This window comes from Phytopseudomonas straminea, assembly GCF_900112645.1.
GTDB lineage: Bacteria > Pseudomonadota > Gammaproteobacteria > Pseudomonadales > Pseudomonadaceae > Aquipseudomonas > Aquipseudomonas straminea.
Genome location: NZ_FOMO01000003.1, coordinates 516,335 through 531,757, shown reverse-complemented (window position 1 = coordinate 531,757; position 15,423 = coordinate 516,335). Strand labels below are relative to the sequence as shown.

Sequence of the window (15,423 nt, the reverse complement as noted above, 5' to 3'; positions counted from 1 at the left end):
CACTTCCACACACCGCGCAACCGGACACCTCCGATGAAACGTCGCTACAGCCTGCCCCTGTGGATCTGCCTCGGCCTGCTTGCCCTGCTGCTGGCGGTGCACGTCGCCCTGCCCTACATGGTGCGCGACTACCTGAACGAAAAGCTGGCCGAAATGGGCGACTACCGCGGCCATATCGATGACATCGACGTGGCACTGTGGCGCGGCGGCTATCGGATCAACGGCTTGCGCATCGTCAAGGTCAACCAGGACCTCCCCGTCCCTTTCGTCGACGCACCGCAGATCGATATCTCGGTGAGCTGGAACGAACTGCTGGAAAAACGCGCCGTGGTCGCCCGGGTGGTATTCGAGCGCCCGGAGGTCAACTTCGTCGACGGCAAGAGCCGCGAGGATTCGCAGACAGGTGAAGGCACCGACTGGCGCGAACAGCTGAACAAACTGTTGCCTATCACCCTAAACGAAGCGCGAATCAACGACGGCACCCTGGGTTTCTACAACTTCAATTCCTCGCCGCCGGTGAAGCTCAAGGCCAACGCCATCCAGGCCAGCTTCTACAACCTGACCAACGTGGCGGACGAACAGGGCGACCGCGTCGCGCGTTTCGAGGGCAAGGCCAAGCTGATGAACCAGGCACCGCTGGAAGCCAGTGCCGTGTTCGACCCTTTCCACAACTTCCAGGATTTCGAGTTCCGCGTGCGCGCCACCAACATCGAGCTGCCACGCCTGAATGACCTGGCCAACGCCTACGGTAAGTTCGACTTCAAATCGGGCACCGGCGATATCGTCATCGAGGCCTTCGCCGAGGACTCCCAGCTCAGCGGCTACATCAAGCCACTGCTGCGCAACGTCGAGGTGTTCGACTGGCAGCAGGACGTAGAGAACCAGAACAAGGGTTTTTTCCGCTCGATCTGGGAAGCGGTGGTCGCCGGCAGTGAAAAGGTGCTGCGCAATCAGCCGCGTGACCAGATCGCCACCCGTGTGGAACTGCGTGGCAGCACCAAGCAACAAAACGTCAGCGCCTTCGAGGCCTTTATCGGCATCCTGCGCAACGGCTTCGTGCAGGCCTTCAACAGTGGTTTCGAACGGGACGCCGCTGAAGAGCCGTGAGCCGTCCATTCAGTGACTGAATACCTCGGCGGCGTTCACAGTTACAAGCTGCACGAGCTATAGTCGGCGCTTTCGCATTCGCCTGCCCCGCGTGAGGATTCCCGATGAAGTTCGAAGGCACCGAGCACTATGTCGCCACCGATGACCTCAAGCTGGCGGTCAATGCCGCTATTACCCTGCAGCGCCCGCTGCTGGTCAAGGGCGAACCGGGCACCGGCAAGACCCTGCTCGCCGAGCAACTGGCCGAGTCCTTCGGCACGCGGCTGATCACCTGGCACATCAAGTCGACCACAAAGGCGCACCAGGGCCTGTACGAATACGATGCGGTCAGCCGCCTGCGCGACTCGCAACTGAGCTCCGACAAGGTTCACGACGTTCGCAACTACATCAAGAAAGGCAAGCTCTGGGAAGCATTCGAGGCCGAGGAGCGCGTTGTCCTGCTGATTGACGAAATCGACAAGGCCGACATCGAGTTTCCCAACGACCTGCTGCAAGAACTCGACAAGATGGAGTTCTACGTTTACGAAACCGACGAGACGATCAAGGCCAAGCACCGGCCGATCATCATCATCACCTCGAACAACGAGAAGGAGCTGCCGGATGCCTTCCTACGCCGCTGCTTCTTCCACTACATCGCCTTTCCGGATCGCCAGACCCTGCAGAAGATAGTCGACGTGCACTACCCCGGTATCAGCAACAGCCTGGTGGCCGAGGCGCTGGACGTGTTCTTCGACGTGCGCAAGGTACCGGGCCTGAAGAAGAAGCCATCGACCAGCGAGCTGGTCGACTGGCTCAAGCTGCTGATGGCCGACAACATCGGTGAGGCGGTACTGCGCGAGCGCGACCCGACCAAGGCCATTCCGCCGCTGGCCGGTGCATTAGTGAAGAACGAGCAGGATGTACAGTTGCTCGAGCGTCTCGCCTTCATGGCTCGTCGCGGTAATCGCTGATGCATAGTGGCAGTTGCCTGTGCGGCACGGTGAAATACCAGATCGACGCCCCCATCGAGTCGGCCAGTCATTGCCATTGCAGCCAGTGCCGCAAAGCCCATGGCGCGGCGTTCGCCAGCTACGGCAATGTGCGCCGCGAGCATTTTCGCTTCACCGAAGGTGAGGCATCGGTCAGCACCTTCAGTTCTTCGCCCGGCGTGAGCCGTACCTTCTGCCAGTGCTGTGGCTCGAACCTGCAATGGTTTTCCGAGAAGCCTTACCCCAAGTGGGTGTCGGTGGCACTTGGCACCCTGGACACGCCCCTGCCGACGGTCGAGCAGAAGCACATCTACACCCGCTCGAAGGCCGACTGGTACTGCCTCAACGACGGCCTGCCCGTCGATGACCGCCACTGAGGACGCGCCATGCTGCTCAACCTGTTCAACGAAATGCGCGCGGCCAAGGTGCCGGTGTCCCTGCGCGAGTTGCTAGACCTGATCAGTGCGCTCGAGCACAAGGTCGTGTTCGCCGACATGGACGAGTTCTATTACCTGGCTCGTGCCATTCTGGTGAAGGACGAGCGGCACTTCGACAAGTTCGACCGGGCCTTTTCCGCCTACTTCGACGGTTTGCAGAACCTCGATCAGCCCCTCGAAGCGTTGATTCCCGAAGAGTGGCTGCGCAAGGAATTCGAGCGTTCACTGACCGACGAGGAACGCGCGCAGATCCAGTCGCTTGGCGGTCTCGACAAGCTGATCGAGGAGTTCAAGAAGCGCCTGGAAGAACAGAAGGAACGCCACGCTGGCGGCAATAAATGGATCGGCACCGGCGGCACCAGCCCCTTCGGCTCGGGCGGCTACAACCCGGAAGGCATCCGCGTCGGCGATGCCGGCAAGCGCCAGGGCAAGGCGGTCAAGGTGTGGGACCAGCGCGAGTACAAGAACCTCGACGACTCGGTGGAGATCGGCACGCGCAACATCAAGGTCGCACTGCGCCGCCTGCGCAAGTTCGCCCGCCAGGGCGCCCAGGACGAGCTGGACCTGGACGGCACCATCGACCACACCGCCCGCGACGGCGGCCTCTTGAACATCCAGATGCGCCCGGAGCGACGCAACACCGTCAAGCTGCTCCTGCTCTTCGATATCGGCGGCTCGATGGACGCTCACGTGAAGGTCTGCGAGGAGCTGTTTTCGGCCTGCCGTACCGAGTTCAAGCATATGGAGTATTTCTACTTCCATAACTGCGTGTACGAATCGGTGTGGAAGAACAACCTGCGCCGCACGTCCGAGCGGGTGTCCACCCACGACCTGCTGCACAAGTACGGCGCCGACTACAAGGTGGTGTTTATCGGTGACGCGGCCATGGCGCCCTACGAGATCACCCAGCCTGGCGGCAGCGTCGAGCACTGGAACGAGGAAGCGGGTTACCTGTGGCTGCAGCGCTTCATGGAAACCTACAAGAAGCTCATCTGGATCAACCCCTACCCGCGCGAAGCCTGGGACTACACCAGTTCGACGCGCATCATACGCGATCTGATCAACGACCAGATGTTCCCGCTGACCCTGCAGGGCCTGGAAGACGGCATGCGTTTTCTGGCCAAGTAGTTGCGCACCTGTAGCCTGGGTCGAGCGAAGCGGCACCCTGGAGATGGGCAACCTGGGTACCGCTTCGCTCGACGCAGGCCACGCAACTTGCGCAATACCGAATATCGCGTGGTGGGTTCATGCACGCACTAGCGCATGCGCGGCGTCTGTCGCTCGGGCACGCTGCGACGCTCGCGGCGCCGGAATGGCAGAGCCAGCAACAGCAGGATGCTTTCCACCACCCATGCGAGGAACAGTGCGCAGGCGATACCCCAGGCGATTGCTTCAGGCGCGAGGAGCACCTGGTAGCGATAGGCTGCGCGGGTTTCCGCCAGCAACTGTGAGTCGGCCGCGGTCGCCAGGTGCCAAACCTGTCGATACCACGGCCCCTGCATGGCCAGGGACTCCTGCTCCAGCAGCGCCGAGCGTTCGACCAGCAGGCCGACGCTGCGCGCATCGCTTTGCATCACCGGGTCGCTGCTATTGCGGTAGTGGCCGACCAGTCGCTGCAAGTCGCCATCGAAGAAGCGCCGGGCAGTGTCGCGAAAGCCGCTCAGGCTCTGCTCGGACTCCAGGCGGTGGGCTTCGACGCGCTTGGCGTAGTCATCGATGAAGCCGGGCACCTGAACGCCCAGGAGCAGCCCCAGAGCGAACAACGCCAGACGCAGATAACTTCGAATCATCCTTCCCTCGCGGCCCCGCCACGCGGGACATCTGTCAGTTGCTCAGGCCCTGGGCGATGCACTCGCCCGCGCGCCACAAACGCCATTCACCCGGCTGGTAGACCGACCAGGCTTCGTTGTCGGTCAACGGCTCGGTGGCCAGCACCGAAACTACGTCATCGGGCGTGGTTTCGGCGTGAAAATCCACGCTCATATCGGCGTCACGCAAGTGCGCAGGGCCGAACGGCGCACGCCGGGTGATGTGCGCCAGCTTGGTGGAGCAGAAGCTGAACAGCCAGTCGCCGTCGCTGAGCAGGCAGTTGAACACGCCATGCTGTCGATAGGCCGCGCACGCCGCGACAAGTTCAGGCAACAGCACCTCGACCGGCACGGCTTCCGGGAAGGCGGTGCGAATGCGGTTGAGCAGATCGCAGAAGGACGACTCGCTGTCGGTGTCGCCCACTGCGCGATAGAAGCTCAGGGCTGGGCGGAAGTCGGCCAGTTGGCCGTTATGGGCGAAGCACCAGTTGCGCCCCCACAGTTCACGCACGAAGGGATGGGTGTTGGCCAGGCACACCCGGCCGACGTTGGCCTGGCGGATATGGCCGATTACCACTTCGCTCTTGATCGGGTAGCGCTGCACCAGTTGCGCCACTTCCGACTCGCTGCTCGCCCGCGGATCCTGAAACAGGCGCAGGCCGCGCCCTTCATAGAAGCCGATGCCCCAGCCATCACGATGCGGCCCGGTACGCCCGCCCCGCTGCATCAGCCCGGTAAAACTGAAAACGATATCGGTAGGGACGTTGGCACTCATGCCGAGCAATTCACACATGGCCGGGCTCCCGACTGGTCAGGCTTACAAACGCGGTTCGACGCGCGCGCCGCGGCCGCTGCGTGGCGCCGAATAAGTGGGTTCTTGCTCCTGATGCAGACGCTCGCGCAGGGTCAGGTCGCTGTCCTCGCCCTCCTGCTCTTCACGCGCCGCCTTGCGCGCCTTGGCGCGACTCAGGAACGGCCAGCGAATGGCCACGAACACCAGGTAGACGGCAAAGGCGATCATCCCGTACATGGCCAGGTCCGCCACCGCGCGCCAGGCATTGCTGCCGACCTTGAACAGCAGATCGAGGGCGACGATCGCCACGGCCGGGGCGAACAGATCCTTGGCCGGGTCGACGATGGTCGGGCAAAACAGAAGGATCGCCACCAGCACGCGCAGCGGCTCGCGCAGGTAGCGCCACATCCAGCTGGTCAGCTTGAACCACACCAGCAGGCAGCCCAGTGCGGCAATCGCATAGGCGCCCCAGGCGAGGAGATAGTCGTTTTCGATCATGAGGGCGGTGTTCCCTGGCTTGACTGGGCTCGCGCAGGCGGCAGCGCATTTACGCGGTCGCCAGACGACAAAGGCGCTTATGATAACGGCTTTTACCCGGTTCGGCGCCTTCGCAGCCTTCCTAAAAACCAGTCGCAGCAGTTTTTGGAAACGCCCCAAGGTCGCCCCGCGCTCTGGAGACACTCATGACCACCGCCCCCATCGCCCGCAAGGCCTCTGGCGCCGATCCCTATAACTGGCTGGAAGAACGCGATAGCGACGAGGTACTGGAACACCTGGGTGCCGAGAACGCCTACCTGGAAAGCCAGCTGGACGACCTGCCGCTGCGCGAGCAGCTGTTCCAGGAAATCAAGGCGCGCATCCGCGAAACGGACCTGTCGCTGCCCACGCCCTGGGGCGACTACCTCTATTACCAACGCACCACGGCAGGCGATGAGTACCCGCGCCACTATCGCTGCCCTCGCCCGACCGATGACGGTTTGGCTATCGATGAAAAGGCCGAGCAACTGCTGCTGGATCCCAACGAGATTGCCGCAGGCGGCTTTCTGTCCCTGGGCGCCTTCAGCATCAGCCCAGACCAGCAGCGCCTGGCCTACAGCCTGGACACCAGCGGCGACGAGATCTATCGGCTGTTCGTCAAGGAGCTGGCTAGCGGCACCATCACCGAGCTGCCGTTCGAGAACTGCGACGGCAGCATGACCTGGGCCAACGACAGCCAGACCTTGTTCTACGGCGAACTGGACGACACCCACCGCCCTGCCACCCTGCATCGTTTTCGCCTGGGCGATGCGCGCAGCAGCCAGGTTTTCCACGAAGCCGACGAGCGTTTCTTTCTCAGCTGCTATCGCAGCAGCTCCGAGCGCCAGCTGGTGCTACTGCTGGGCAGCAAGACCACCACGGAATGCTGGGTTGTCGATGCCGAAAGCCCCGACCGGGCCTTTCAGTGCCTGGCACCGCGCGAGGAAGGCCACGAGTACTACGCCGACCACGGCAAGCTGGACGGCCAGTGGGCCTGGCTGATTCGCAGCAACCAGAGCGGCATCAACTTCGCACTGTACAGCGCAGCGCCCGAGCAGCCCAGCCGGCCTCACTGGCAGGAACTGGTGGCGCATGACGAACACGTCATGCTCGAAGGGGTCAGCCTGGCGGAGTCGGCGCTGGTACTCAGCCTGCGCGAAGGCGGCTTGCCGGTGATCGACGTGCGTCCGCAGGGCATGGCCGGCTACCGCGTCAGCCTGCCGGATGCGGCCTACAGCTTGTACGTTCAGGACAGCCTGGCGTTCGCCAGCCCGGTGATTCGCCTGCGCTACGAGGCGCTCAATCGGCCAGCGCAGATCCGCGAGCTGAGCCTGGCCGACGGCACCCAGAAGGTGCTCAAGGAAACACCGGTACTTGGCGACTTCGATGCTGATGACTACCTGAGCCAACGTCTGTGGGCGACCGCGCCGGACGGCACCCAGGTACCGATCAGCCTGGTGGCGCGCCGTGATGCCCTGGGCCAGGCAGCGCCACTTTATCTATATGGCTATGGCGCCTACGGCGAAAGCCTCGACCCCTGGTTTTCCCACGCACGGCTGAGCCTGCTCGACCGCGGCGTGGTGTTCGCCATCGCCCATGTGCGCGGTGGCGGTGAACTGGGCGAAGCCTGGTATCGCGCTGGCAAACTCGCCTACAAGCAAAACAGCTTCAGCGATTTCATCGCCTGCGCCGAACACCTGATCGCCAAGGACTTCACCAGCGTCTCGCAGCTGGTGATCAGCGGCGGCAGCGCCGGTGGTCTGCTGATCGGCGCCACGCTCAACCTGCGCCCGGAGCTGTTCGCCGCCGCCATCGCAGAGGTGCCCTTCGTCGACGTGCTCAACACCATGCTCAACCCGGAACTCCCGCTGACGGTCACCGAGTACGACGAATGGGGCGACCCCAACGAGCCCGAGGTGCACGCGCGGATCAAAGGCTACGCCCCTTACGAAAATGTAAAGGCACAGCGCTATCCGGCGATCCTCGCCGTGGCCGGCTACAACGATAGCCGCGTGCAATACTGGGAGGCCGCCAAATGGGTGGCGCGGCTGCGTGAGCTGAAGACCGACAACAACCTGCTGCTGCTCAAGACCGACCTCGAAGCCGGCCACGGCGGCATGAGCGGCCGCTACCAGGCCATTCGCGATGTGGCCCTGGAATACGCCTTCATCTTCAAGGTGCTCGGCATAAGCGCGGCAGGCTGATAGCGGGTGATCGCAGCGGACGGCGTCAGTCAGGAACCTGCTCGCCTGGCTGCTCGGGGATCAGCTCATGCGGGTCCTCGGAAGCGTCATCGGCCGCTTCGGTGGAGCCGTCGTTGTCGCGCCCGTCACGAATCACCGGCGGGGTATCGGGGTCGACCTTGGAAGGGTCCGGTACCTGCGGCGTCTGAGTGGCGCCAGCCGGCTCGGGTGGTGCCGACTGAGGCTGCTGCGCCTGGGCAATGCCGGCCATCGACAGCAGGCTGATCAGCACGAGTGACGGGGTGCGCATGGTCTGTACTCCAAAAAGTGGAACGTGCTGCGTTGGGCATTGGCCGCCGACGGAAAGTGCAGACTGATTGCACAGCCCCAACTATATACTGCGCCAAACGCCAGCCAGGAACGATCATGAGCAGCCCAACCACGCCGACCTCCAAGCTCGACCGCATTCTCGCCGAAGCCCAGCGCAGCCGTGAAGAAGGCTACCGGGACAAGGCGCTGGGCATGTACCCTCACGTCTGTGGCCGCTGCGCCCGCGAATTCTCCGGCAAACGCCTGAGCGAGCTGACCGTGCACCACCGTGACCACAACCACGACAACAACCCCCAGGACGGCTCCAACTGGGAGCTGTTGTGCCTGTTCTGTCACGACAACGAACACGCCCGCTATACCGATCAGCAGTATTTCAGTGAAGGCTCCACGGCCAGCCAGACCGGACCGAAGACTACCCATAAGGCGTTTGCCAACCTGGCCGAGCTGCTGCAGAAAAAGTCCTGAGAAGCGTATAAAGCCCACAAACCGTATAATGCCGACCCTTTTCTCGAGGCCTGGTCCGTGGGCAACAAACGATACAGCTGCATCGGTCTCTACAATCCGAAATCGCCGGAAAACGTCGGCGCCGTGATGCGCGCCGCTGGCTGCTACGGCGTGGCGTCGGTCTTCTACACCGGCAAACGGTATGAGCGCGCCCGCGACTTCGTCACCGACACCAAGCGTGTGCACCTGGATATTCCGCTGATCGGCATCGATGACCTGCAGAAAGTCATCCCCTTGGGCTGCACGCCGGTCGCCGTGGAACTGGTCGATGGCGCCCGTCCCCTGCCCACCTACACGCACCCGGATCGTGCCTTCTATATCTTCGGCCCCGAAGACGGCTCGCTCGACAAGAGCATCCGCGACTGGTGCGAAGAAGTGGTCTACATCCCCACCGAGGGCTGCATGAACCTGGCGGCCACGGTCAACGTGGTGCTCTATGACCGCCTGGCCAAAGGCAACAACACCCGCACCGGCGCCAAGTACTGAGTCAAATCGCAGGCAAAATAAAGCCCGGCTAATGCCGGGCTTTTCGCATAAGGGCCTAGAGCTAGCAGCGATCAGGCGAAGGTCTGGCCTGCTGGGGTACGGTCGAAACCATCTTCGGCGACAGTCTGGCCTGCCGGGGTGCGGTCAAAACCGTCTTCAGCAACGGTCTGACCTGCTGGAGTACGATCAAAGCCATCTTCAGCGACAGTCTGGCCTGCCGGAGTACGGTCGAAACCATCCTCGGCGACAGTCTGACCTGCCGGGGTGCGGTCAAAGCCATCTTCAGCGACAGTCTGACCTGCCGGGGTGCGGTCAAAGCCATCTTCGGCCACTTTCTGAGTGCTGATCGAGTGCGAAGTGTTGGCGTCTACCGGGCCTTGGGGCAGTGCGAATGCAGCGCTGGCAAGGGTGGCGATGAACAGGCTGGCGATAAATTCAGTTTTCATGGTGAGCTCCTTGGGAGGACGTAAGTGGGTATGGAGCTCATGTTACTCAAGAAAATTTGATCAAAAACTTGATCGCGCAAATAGTAAAGATCGACTCCATTGATATCTATATAAGCCCTTGTAAATAAAAAAATTTATTCTTTTAAACATGTCCTAAACGGCAGCATACCGGGCATTTTAGGCACAAAAATAAAGATCAAAAAAATAGATAAATCTAGAGATATGTGGGTTTTAACGCTGGAACCAACAGTTTTTCAGCGCACTGAGATGCAGATCCAGGGCTGGAACGCGAAGTTTTCGAGAGCAGAAGCGCCTATGCGTACAGAGATCATGCATAGGGCTGGGGAGGGATCGACCACCGCGCATCATCTGCGCGATGGCCTAAAGGATCAGCGCAGCAGCCGGGTATCCAGCACCTTGGAGCTGCGGCCCATGACGTTTTCGGTAATTTCGATAAAGTCCTTGGTGCTGGCCTTGTCCAGGCGCATCAGGCCGCGGGCCACGTCGTCGAGGGAGCGCTGCTGGCCATCCTTGGTCGCCTGGCGAATCTCACGGTCGAGCTCCTGCAGCAGCAGTACTGCCCGGGCGGTAACTGGCCCGGTGGAGGTTTCGGTACGCAGCGACTTGACCGGCTTGCTCCATTTGATCAGGTGCTCGCGGACTTTCTGGTAGCGGTCTTCGCTCAGCCCACCGGCGCGACGCATCACCTCAATAGCGTAGTACTCGGCGATGCCTTCGCTGATCCAGTCGCTCTTGTCGGTGTCGCTGATGCGGCTGAACACGTGCACCAGCTCGTGCACCAGGGAGCTGGTGCCGTTCTCGCTGACCAATGGGCGGTCGGCATGCATGAAATAGGAATTGGGCGCCGACAGGCCACCGCGCCACATCGGGTCACCGGCGCCGACCACCAGCAGCTTGGCGGGGTCGCGCGGGAATACTGCCTGCATTTCCGGCCAGACGAAGGTCAGCAGGGTCAGCGCATCCATCCGGCGCATGCCCTCGCCCACCGGTGCGGCGACGGTCACCTGGGTTTCGCCGAGCTTGGCGCGGCGGGTGCCGATCTTGCCAGCCAGGATCCAGCCCGTAGGCCGGTCGAACTTGCGCTGCGGGTTGTCGATGCGAAACTTGTTCTTGCCGACTCGCGGCCAGCCGGTCTCGACGCTGCGCCAGCCCTTGGGCAGGTCGAACTCCAGGCGCGCGACCAGATCAAGGCCGTCGACCTGATTGAGTACCGCGCTGGGAATCAAATCATCACCGCGCAGCAGTGCCCAGTCCTCGGTCATGCGCGCATCGAAACGCCCTTCCCCGCGCGGATGATCGACACGCACCTTGTAGCTCAGCGTGCTCTTGCCCTTGGCCGGCACCCACAGGCCGCGGTCATCGCCTTCCGGCTTCCACTCGCCATCGGCCTTGAAGTCGCTGTAATAACCCTCGTCGCCGAGGTTGAAATTTAGCCCGCGCACACGCTCGCCCTTTTCCAGGGTGATGCTCACTTCTGCCTCGTCGCTCTGCGGCAGGAATTTGACCTTGTAATCCAGATCGACCTTTTCGGCGGCCCACAAGGGTGTGCCGGTACTCAACAGAACAGCGGACAGCAGCAGGCAGCGAATCGACATACGGGAGACTCCAGAACGGACAAGCGATACGTCACGGGGATCAGCGCACAAAAGACTATGCGCAACGGGGTCATCAAACACCAGCGCGCTTATACGAGCCTTAACGGCTCACCACAGACACTCAGCCGGCGCGAAAGATCAGGTGATCTTCCCAGTCATCCTCGGCCACGGCGTTCTCACTGAGCATGCGCCCGGCCTGGGAAATGCGCTCGCGGTGCACGGCGTCGGGGTCGCCGCATACCAGGTGATGCCAGGACGGCAGATCCTTACCCTCGCTGACCAGCCGATAACCGCAGGTCGGCGGCAGCCACTGGAACTGATCGGCCTGGGCCGGAGTGAGCTGGATACAGTCGGGCACGAAGGCCTTGCGATTCGGGTAGTCGCTGCAGCGGCATGTCTGCAGATCGAGCAGCTTGCAGGCGATGCGTGTGTAATACACCGCGCCGTCGTCCTCATCCTCCAGCTTCTGCAAACAGCACAGCCCGCAGCCGTCGCACAGCGACTCCCACTCCTGGTGGTCGAGCTGCTCGAGGGTCTTGTGTTGCCAGAAGGGATGCGCAGGTGCGGCCATGGTCGAGCTTGCAGGGAGGAAACGAAAAGGCCGGCAGTCTAGGTCTGCCGACCGCACAGTACAAGCTGCGCGCGACGGCGCGCTCAATAGCCGCGGGCGAAATCCACCAGACCGTGCAGCTCGGCACCGGCCTGATAACGCTGCAGGTTGGCCAGGAACAACTCGACCAGCAGGTGCGGCAGGGTCGGCGCCGCGCTGTGCCCGGTCAACGTCAGATTGCGCGCGGTCCAGAATGGATGGCCGGGCGGCAGCGGTTCTTCGCGGCAGACATCGATCACCGCCGCGGCCAGTTGGTCAGCAGCCAGCGCGGCGACCAGATCCTCATCGACCACCGACGTACCACGCCCGGCGTTGATCAGCACCGCCGAGGGCTTGAAGCCAGCCAGCAAGGCGGCGTCATAGATATCCCGGGTCGCGGGCGTATTGGGCAGCAGGTTGACGACGTAATCGGCCTGGGCCACCAGCCGAGGCAATTCGCCGAGCGCGGCCACTTCCGTGAACGGCGCAAGGGTTCGCGGGCTGCTGGCAACGCCGCTCAATTCGACGTTGAACGGCTGCAGAAAGCGGGCGACCGCTGCGCCGATTTCACCGGTGCCGACGATCAGCACCCGGCGCCCGGCCAGGCTGCCCGGCAGGCGGCCATCCCAGCGCTGCTCACGCTGCGCCTGCTGGCGGGCGACCAGCTCGCGCTCATGGGCGAGCATATGGCACAGCACGTACTCGGCCATGATCTGCCCGAACACGCCGACCGCTCGAGTGAGCGGGTAGTCCTGGGGCAGGTCGTCCGCCAGCAGCGCTGTAATGCCTGCCCAAGTCGACTGCAGCCAGGCCGGCTTGTGGCCGGCGCGCAGCACGCTGGCGAACAGGTCGGGCTCGCCCAGCCAGATCGGGCAACGGGCGGCCTGTTCGGCCAGCGCCGCGCCCTCGCCCACGACGAGTTCGAGCTGTGGCGCAGCTTGCTGCAGCAATCGCTGGTACTCGGCGTGATCCTGCTCGGCGATCAGTACACGCATGGCATCGCTCTCCCCTCAGACCGGATCGTTACGGCGCAGCAGTTCCTCGGGAAGATGCTGGATGTAATCCTCTTCCGGCGGCGGCATCTGCAGGTGATAGCCCTGGTTGTCGAGGTTCTCCAACACCTTGGTGATGTCCTCGCGGGCCAGGGTGCGCTCTGGCGTGAGCACCATGTCGAAGGCATGCACGGGCGCGCCGAAGGCACCCAGCAGTGGCTCGGGCACCCGGCTCAGCGCGTCGGCACGCAGCACGTAGAGGTACATCTCGTGCTTGCGCGGGCTGCGGTAGATCGAGCAGATACGTTTCAAGCAGCTTCTCCTTCATCGGCCAGGCAATCGAGCAACGCCTGGCCCATCAATTCACGCCGCCAGCCGCGCAGGCTGTCGGGCAGGCGGTAGGGGCCGTTCGGGTAGCCGCTCTTGAGCAGCGCCTCGAGGGTCTTCTTGCGCAGCATCAGCTCGGGGACGATTTCCAGGCGCTCGCCTTCACGCTGGCCGATCGCGCGCAGCTTCTTGAGCAGCCCAGAGGCTTCGATCGGCAACGGCTCGGGCATTGCAGGCGGCCACTCGGCCGGTGGCAGTGCGGCGGCCTCGCGAATCAACTGCAGGATGGTCTCGCCATCCTGGCGCACGGTTTTCGGGTGCATGTCCTCGATGCGCGCCAGGCTGACCAGGTCGTTCGGCTGATGGCGCGCCAGCGGCCATAGCGAATGCTCGCGCAGGATACGGTTGCGCGGCTGATTTCGCGCCCGCGCCTGACGTTCACGCCAGGCACACAGCGAACGCAATACGGCCAGTTGCGCGCGGGACAGCTTCCAGGCCAGCTTGGCTTCGCGGTAGGCGTCCTCGGGCGAGGTCTCGCGGCGCAACCCGGCGGCCAGCTCAGCGCCGTCCTCGAGCACCCAGGCGTTCTTCTCGGCGGACAGCCTGGCCTGCAGGCGACGATAGAGTTCGGCCAGGTGCACGACGTCTTCGGCGGCGTAGCTGACCTGGGTCTCGGACAACGGGCGCTGCAACCAGTCGGAGCGGGTCTCACCCTTGGGCAGTTCGATCTCCAGCACGGCCTGCACCAGGCGCGAATAGCCCATGGAGAAGCCGAGATTGAGGTAGCCGGCGGCCAGTTGGGAGTCGAACAGCGGTGCCGGCAGGCTGCCGGTCAGGCGCAGGAACACCTCCAGATCCTCGCTGCAGGCGTGCACTACCTTGACCACCTGCGGGTCTTCGAGCAATGCGGCGAACGGTGCCCAATCGCCGATCAGCAAGGGGTCGATCAGGTAGGCACGCTCGCCCTCGCTGACCTGCAGCAGACCGGCGATCGGGTAGAAGGTATCGACACGCATGAACTCGGTGTCCAGCGCCACGAAGGGCTGTTTGCGCCAGACAGCGCACTGCGCTGCCAGGCTGGCGTCGTCTCGAATCCAGACAATTTCGATGGTCACGCGGCTCTCCCGTAAAGATTGCCGCGCAGTATATCCCGTGAGCCTCTGCCGTGCGCTCATGGCAACTCATTGCGCAGTTGCGCCCGCAAGCCATCGGAAACGCACAGCATGGGTTCGCGCAGTTCATCGGCGATCATGCCCTGCAATGCCAACGCGGCCTTGACCGGCGCGGGATTTGGCTCGCTGAAGGCCAGGCGTATCCACGGCAACAGCTCACGGAACAGCGTACGCCCGGCAAACAGGTCACCCTCGCGCAGCAGGCTGACCACCCTGGCGAAGTCGGCGGTACGCAGGTGCGCGGCTGCGGAAATGGCGCCGCTGCCGCCCAGGCACAGGGTGGCGAAGATCTGCTCGTCCTCGCCGGTGAGCACATCGAGCTGGCCATCGGCGATCAGCGCCTGGGTCTTGCGCACGTCACCACCGCAGTCCTTGATCGCCACGATGCGCGGGTGCCGGGCCAGTTGCCGCAGGGTCTGCAGTTCCAGGGTCACAGAGCTGCGATAAGGAATATCGTAAAGAATGATGGGCAGCCGCGAGGCCTCGGCGAGAGCCAGGAAGAACGCCTGCAAACCGTCTTGCGACGGCCTTATGTAGTACGGCGCCGGTACCAGAATGCCGGCCAGCGGGCGGCGCTGGATCCGCTGCAGGCGGGCCAGCACTGCCGCCTGGTTGTTGCCGGCAAGACCCATCACCACGCGGCTGGCCGGCACCACCTCGAGCACGGCATCCAGCACCGCCAACTGCTCCTGTTCATCCAGGGCTGCCGCCTCGCCGCTGGTGCCGCAGACCACCAGCCCGGCCGCACCGCTTTCGATCAAATGCGCCGCCAAGGATCGCAATGCCGGCAGATCCACCTGCCCGCCGCGAAACGGCGTTACCAACGCAACCCAGATACCGGAAAATGTAGACATGCTTGCAACTCCTCGGTGTAGACCGTCTGGTCACCGTCGATGGAGTGCGGGAAGGGAGTGTAGCGAAGGGATGCTTCGACTCTGCGCCTCTGTCCTGTCAGCCCATCTGACGGGACAGCGCGCCCCGGTCAAATGAGCGACTGTTTCTTCGACTTGCCAGCGTCCAGGCACACGCACGCATCCATGGCGACAAGGCCAGGATTGGGGCACGTGGGCAGGGAGATGATGAACATGGACAGCTCGGCAGGACGATATGGGCCTGATACTGCCGAAGCCGACGCAGCGGTGTCAATCA

18 protein-coding genes are annotated in these 15,423 nt (G+C 63.1%); 7 read left to right on the top strand and 11 right to left on the bottom strand.

The window, feature by feature from the left end:
- Window positions 1–33 precede the first annotated feature (33 nt).
- The 4 genes from BM279_RS10255 to BM279_RS10240 all read left to right on the top strand — a co-directional run bounded on the left by BM279_RS10255 (window position 34) and on the right by BM279_RS10240 (window position 3,640).
- The gene (locus BM279_RS10255; protein ID WP_093503400.1) at window positions 34–1,107 is read left to right on the top strand and encodes an AsmA family protein; all 1,074 of its coding nucleotides are present in this window, start codon (window positions 34–36) and stop codon (window positions 1,105–1,107) included.
- A 104-nt stretch (window positions 1,108–1,211) separates the two neighbouring features.
- On the top strand, window positions 1,212–2,057 hold the full coding sequence (locus BM279_RS10250; protein ID WP_093503398.1) for an AAA family ATPase: 846 nt from the start codon (window positions 1,212–1,214) through the stop codon (window positions 2,055–2,057).
- The gene (locus tag BM279_RS10245) at window positions 2,057–2,452 is read left to right on the top strand and encodes a GFA family protein (protein WP_093503396.1); all 396 of its coding nucleotides are present in this window, start codon (window positions 2,057–2,059) and stop codon (window positions 2,450–2,452) included. The genes BM279_RS10250 and BM279_RS10245 overlap by 1 nt, the downstream gene beginning before the upstream one ends.
- A 9-nt stretch (window positions 2,453–2,461) precedes the next feature.
- Window positions 2,462–3,640 carry a vWA domain-containing protein gene (locus BM279_RS10240; protein WP_093503394.1) on the top strand — a complete coding sequence of 393 codons (1,179 nt, stop codon included), beginning with the start codon at window positions 2,462–2,464 and terminating at the stop codon, window positions 3,638–3,640.
- A gap of 128 nt (window positions 3,641–3,768) precedes the next feature.
- Here BM279_RS10240 and BM279_RS10235 read toward each other — a convergent pair whose 3' ends face one another.
- From BM279_RS10235 to BM279_RS10225, 3 genes are read right to left on the bottom strand one after another with little or no spacing between them, the layout of a single operon-like run.
- A complete protein-coding gene (locus tag BM279_RS10235; RefSeq protein WP_093503392.1) occupies window positions 3,769–4,302 on the bottom strand; it encodes a DUF2937 family protein in 534 nt (177 codons plus the stop codon).
- A 34-nt stretch (window positions 4,303–4,336) separates the two neighbouring features.
- Window positions 4,337–5,113, bottom strand: coding sequence for a class II glutamine amidotransferase (locus tag BM279_RS10230; protein WP_093503390.1), 777 nt, complete (start codon window positions 5,111–5,113; stop codon window positions 4,337–4,339).
- Window positions 5,114–5,137: 24 nt separating this feature from the next.
- Window positions 5,138–5,611: an MFS transporter gene (locus BM279_RS10225; protein ID WP_093503388.1), complete on the bottom strand. Its 474-nt coding sequence runs from the start codon at window positions 5,609–5,611 to the stop codon at window positions 5,138–5,140.
- Window positions 5,612–5,796: 185 nt separating this feature from the next.
- Between BM279_RS10225 and BM279_RS10220 the strand changes: the two genes are divergently transcribed.
- Window positions 5,797–7,833 (top strand): S9 family peptidase, encoded by a 2,037-nt coding sequence (locus tag BM279_RS10220; protein ID WP_093503386.1) that lies wholly within the window; start codon window positions 5,797–5,799, stop codon window positions 7,831–7,833.
- Between the two features lie 25 nt (window positions 7,834–7,858).
- On the opposite strand, the gene BM279_RS10215 is transcribed toward BM279_RS10220, so the two are convergent.
- Window positions 7,859–8,122, bottom strand: a complete 264-nt coding sequence (locus BM279_RS10215) for a hypothetical protein (protein ID WP_093503384.1) — start codon at window positions 8,120–8,122, stop codon at window positions 7,859–7,861.
- Between the two features lie 116 nt (window positions 8,123–8,238).
- Between BM279_RS10215 and BM279_RS10210 the strand changes: the two genes are divergently transcribed.
- Window positions 8,239–8,607, top strand: coding sequence for a YajD family HNH nuclease (locus tag BM279_RS10210; RefSeq protein ID WP_093503382.1), 369 nt, complete (start codon window positions 8,239–8,241; stop codon window positions 8,605–8,607).
- Between the two features lie 57 nt (window positions 8,608–8,664).
- Complete coding sequence (locus BM279_RS10205; protein ID WP_027905051.1) at window positions 8,665–9,132, top strand: RNA methyltransferase; 468 nt, start codon at window positions 8,665–8,667, stop codon at window positions 9,130–9,132.
- 71 nt (window positions 9,133–9,203) lie between these two features.
- Here BM279_RS10205 and BM279_RS10200 read toward each other — a convergent pair whose 3' ends face one another.
- The 7 genes from BM279_RS10200 to dapA form a co-directional block, all read right to left on the bottom strand.
- Window positions 9,204–9,578 (bottom strand): hypothetical protein, encoded by a 375-nt coding sequence (locus BM279_RS10200; RefSeq protein WP_093503380.1) that lies wholly within the window; start codon window positions 9,576–9,578, stop codon window positions 9,204–9,206.
- Between the two features lie 389 nt (window positions 9,579–9,967).
- The gene (locus BM279_RS10195) at window positions 9,968–11,194 is read right to left on the bottom strand and encodes a hypothetical protein (RefSeq protein WP_093503378.1); all 1,227 of its coding nucleotides are present in this window, start codon (window positions 11,192–11,194) and stop codon (window positions 9,968–9,970) included.
- 121 nt (window positions 11,195–11,315) lie between these two features.
- Complete coding sequence (locus tag BM279_RS10190; protein ID WP_093503376.1) at window positions 11,316–11,765, bottom strand: YcgN family cysteine cluster protein; 450 nt, start codon at window positions 11,763–11,765, stop codon at window positions 11,316–11,318.
- Between the two features lie 83 nt (window positions 11,766–11,848).
- On the bottom strand, window positions 11,849–12,778 hold the full coding sequence (locus BM279_RS10185) for a D-2-hydroxyacid dehydrogenase (protein ID WP_093503374.1): 930 nt from the start codon (window positions 12,776–12,778) through the stop codon (window positions 11,849–11,851).
- Window positions 12,779–12,793: 15 nt separating this feature from the next.
- Entirely contained in the window at window positions 12,794–13,087 is a 294-nt protein-coding gene (locus BM279_RS10180; RefSeq protein WP_093503372.1) for a YcgL domain-containing protein, read from the bottom strand.
- A complete protein-coding gene (gene rnd / locus BM279_RS10175) occupies window positions 13,084–14,217 on the bottom strand; it encodes a ribonuclease D (RefSeq protein WP_093503370.1) in 1,134 nt (377 codons plus the stop codon). The genes BM279_RS10180 and rnd overlap by 4 nt, the downstream gene beginning before the upstream one ends.
- 56 nt (window positions 14,218–14,273) lie before the next feature.
- A complete protein-coding gene (dapA, locus tag BM279_RS10170; RefSeq protein ID WP_093503368.1) occupies window positions 14,274–15,128 on the bottom strand; it encodes a 4-hydroxy-tetrahydrodipicolinate synthase in 855 nt (284 codons plus the stop codon).
- Window positions 15,129–15,423: the final 295 nt, after the last annotated feature.

Excerpts from the sequence above, each read along its gene's own strand:
- BM279_RS10250 (WP_093503398.1), top strand. The coding sequence starts at position 1,212 with ATGAAGTTCGAAGGCACCGAGCACTATGTCGCCACCGATGACCTCAAG.
- BM279_RS10220 (WP_093503386.1), top strand. The coding sequence starts at position 5,797 with ATGACCACCGCCCCCATCGCCCGCAAGGCCTCTGGCGCCGATCCCTAT.
- dapA (WP_093503368.1), bottom strand. The coding sequence starts at position 15,128 with ATGTCTACATTTTCCGGTATCTGGGTTGCGTTGGTAACGCCGTTTCGC.
- BM279_RS10210 (WP_093503382.1), top strand. The coding sequence starts at position 8,239 with ATGAGCAGCCCAACCACGCCGACCTCCAAGCTCGACCGCATTCTCGCC.
- BM279_RS10190 (WP_093503376.1), bottom strand. The coding sequence starts at position 11,765 with ATGGCCGCACCTGCGCATCCCTTCTGGCAACACAAGACCCTCGAGCAG.
- BM279_RS10235 (WP_093503392.1), bottom strand. The coding sequence starts at position 4,302 with ATGATTCGAAGTTATCTGCGTCTGGCGTTGTTCGCTCTGGGGCTGCTC.
- BM279_RS10195 (WP_093503378.1), bottom strand. The coding sequence starts at position 11,194 with ATGTCGATTCGCTGCCTGCTGCTGTCCGCTGTTCTGTTGAGTACCGGC.
- BM279_RS10215 (WP_093503384.1), bottom strand. The coding sequence starts at position 8,122 with ATGCGCACCCCGTCACTCGTGCTGATCAGCCTGCTGTCGATGGCCGGC.
- BM279_RS10225 (WP_093503388.1), bottom strand. The coding sequence starts at position 5,611 with ATGATCGAAAACGACTATCTCCTCGCCTGGGGCGCCTATGCGATTGCC.
- BM279_RS10255 (WP_093503400.1), top strand. The coding sequence starts at position 34 with ATGAAACGTCGCTACAGCCTGCCCCTGTGGATCTGCCTCGGCCTGCTT.
- BM279_RS10200 (WP_093503380.1), bottom strand. The coding sequence starts at position 9,578 with ATGAAAACTGAATTTATCGCCAGCCTGTTCATCGCCACCCTTGCCAGC.
- BM279_RS10245 (WP_093503396.1), top strand. The coding sequence starts at position 2,057 with ATGCATAGTGGCAGTTGCCTGTGCGGCACGGTGAAATACCAGATCGAC.
- BM279_RS10240 (WP_093503394.1), top strand. The coding sequence starts at position 2,462 with ATGCTGCTCAACCTGTTCAACGAAATGCGCGCGGCCAAGGTGCCGGTG.
- BM279_RS10230 (WP_093503390.1), bottom strand. The coding sequence starts at position 5,113 with ATGTGTGAATTGCTCGGCATGAGTGCCAACGTCCCTACCGATATCGTT.
- BM279_RS10185 (WP_093503374.1), bottom strand. The coding sequence starts at position 12,778 with ATGCGTGTACTGATCGCCGAGCAGGATCACGCCGAGTACCAGCGATTG.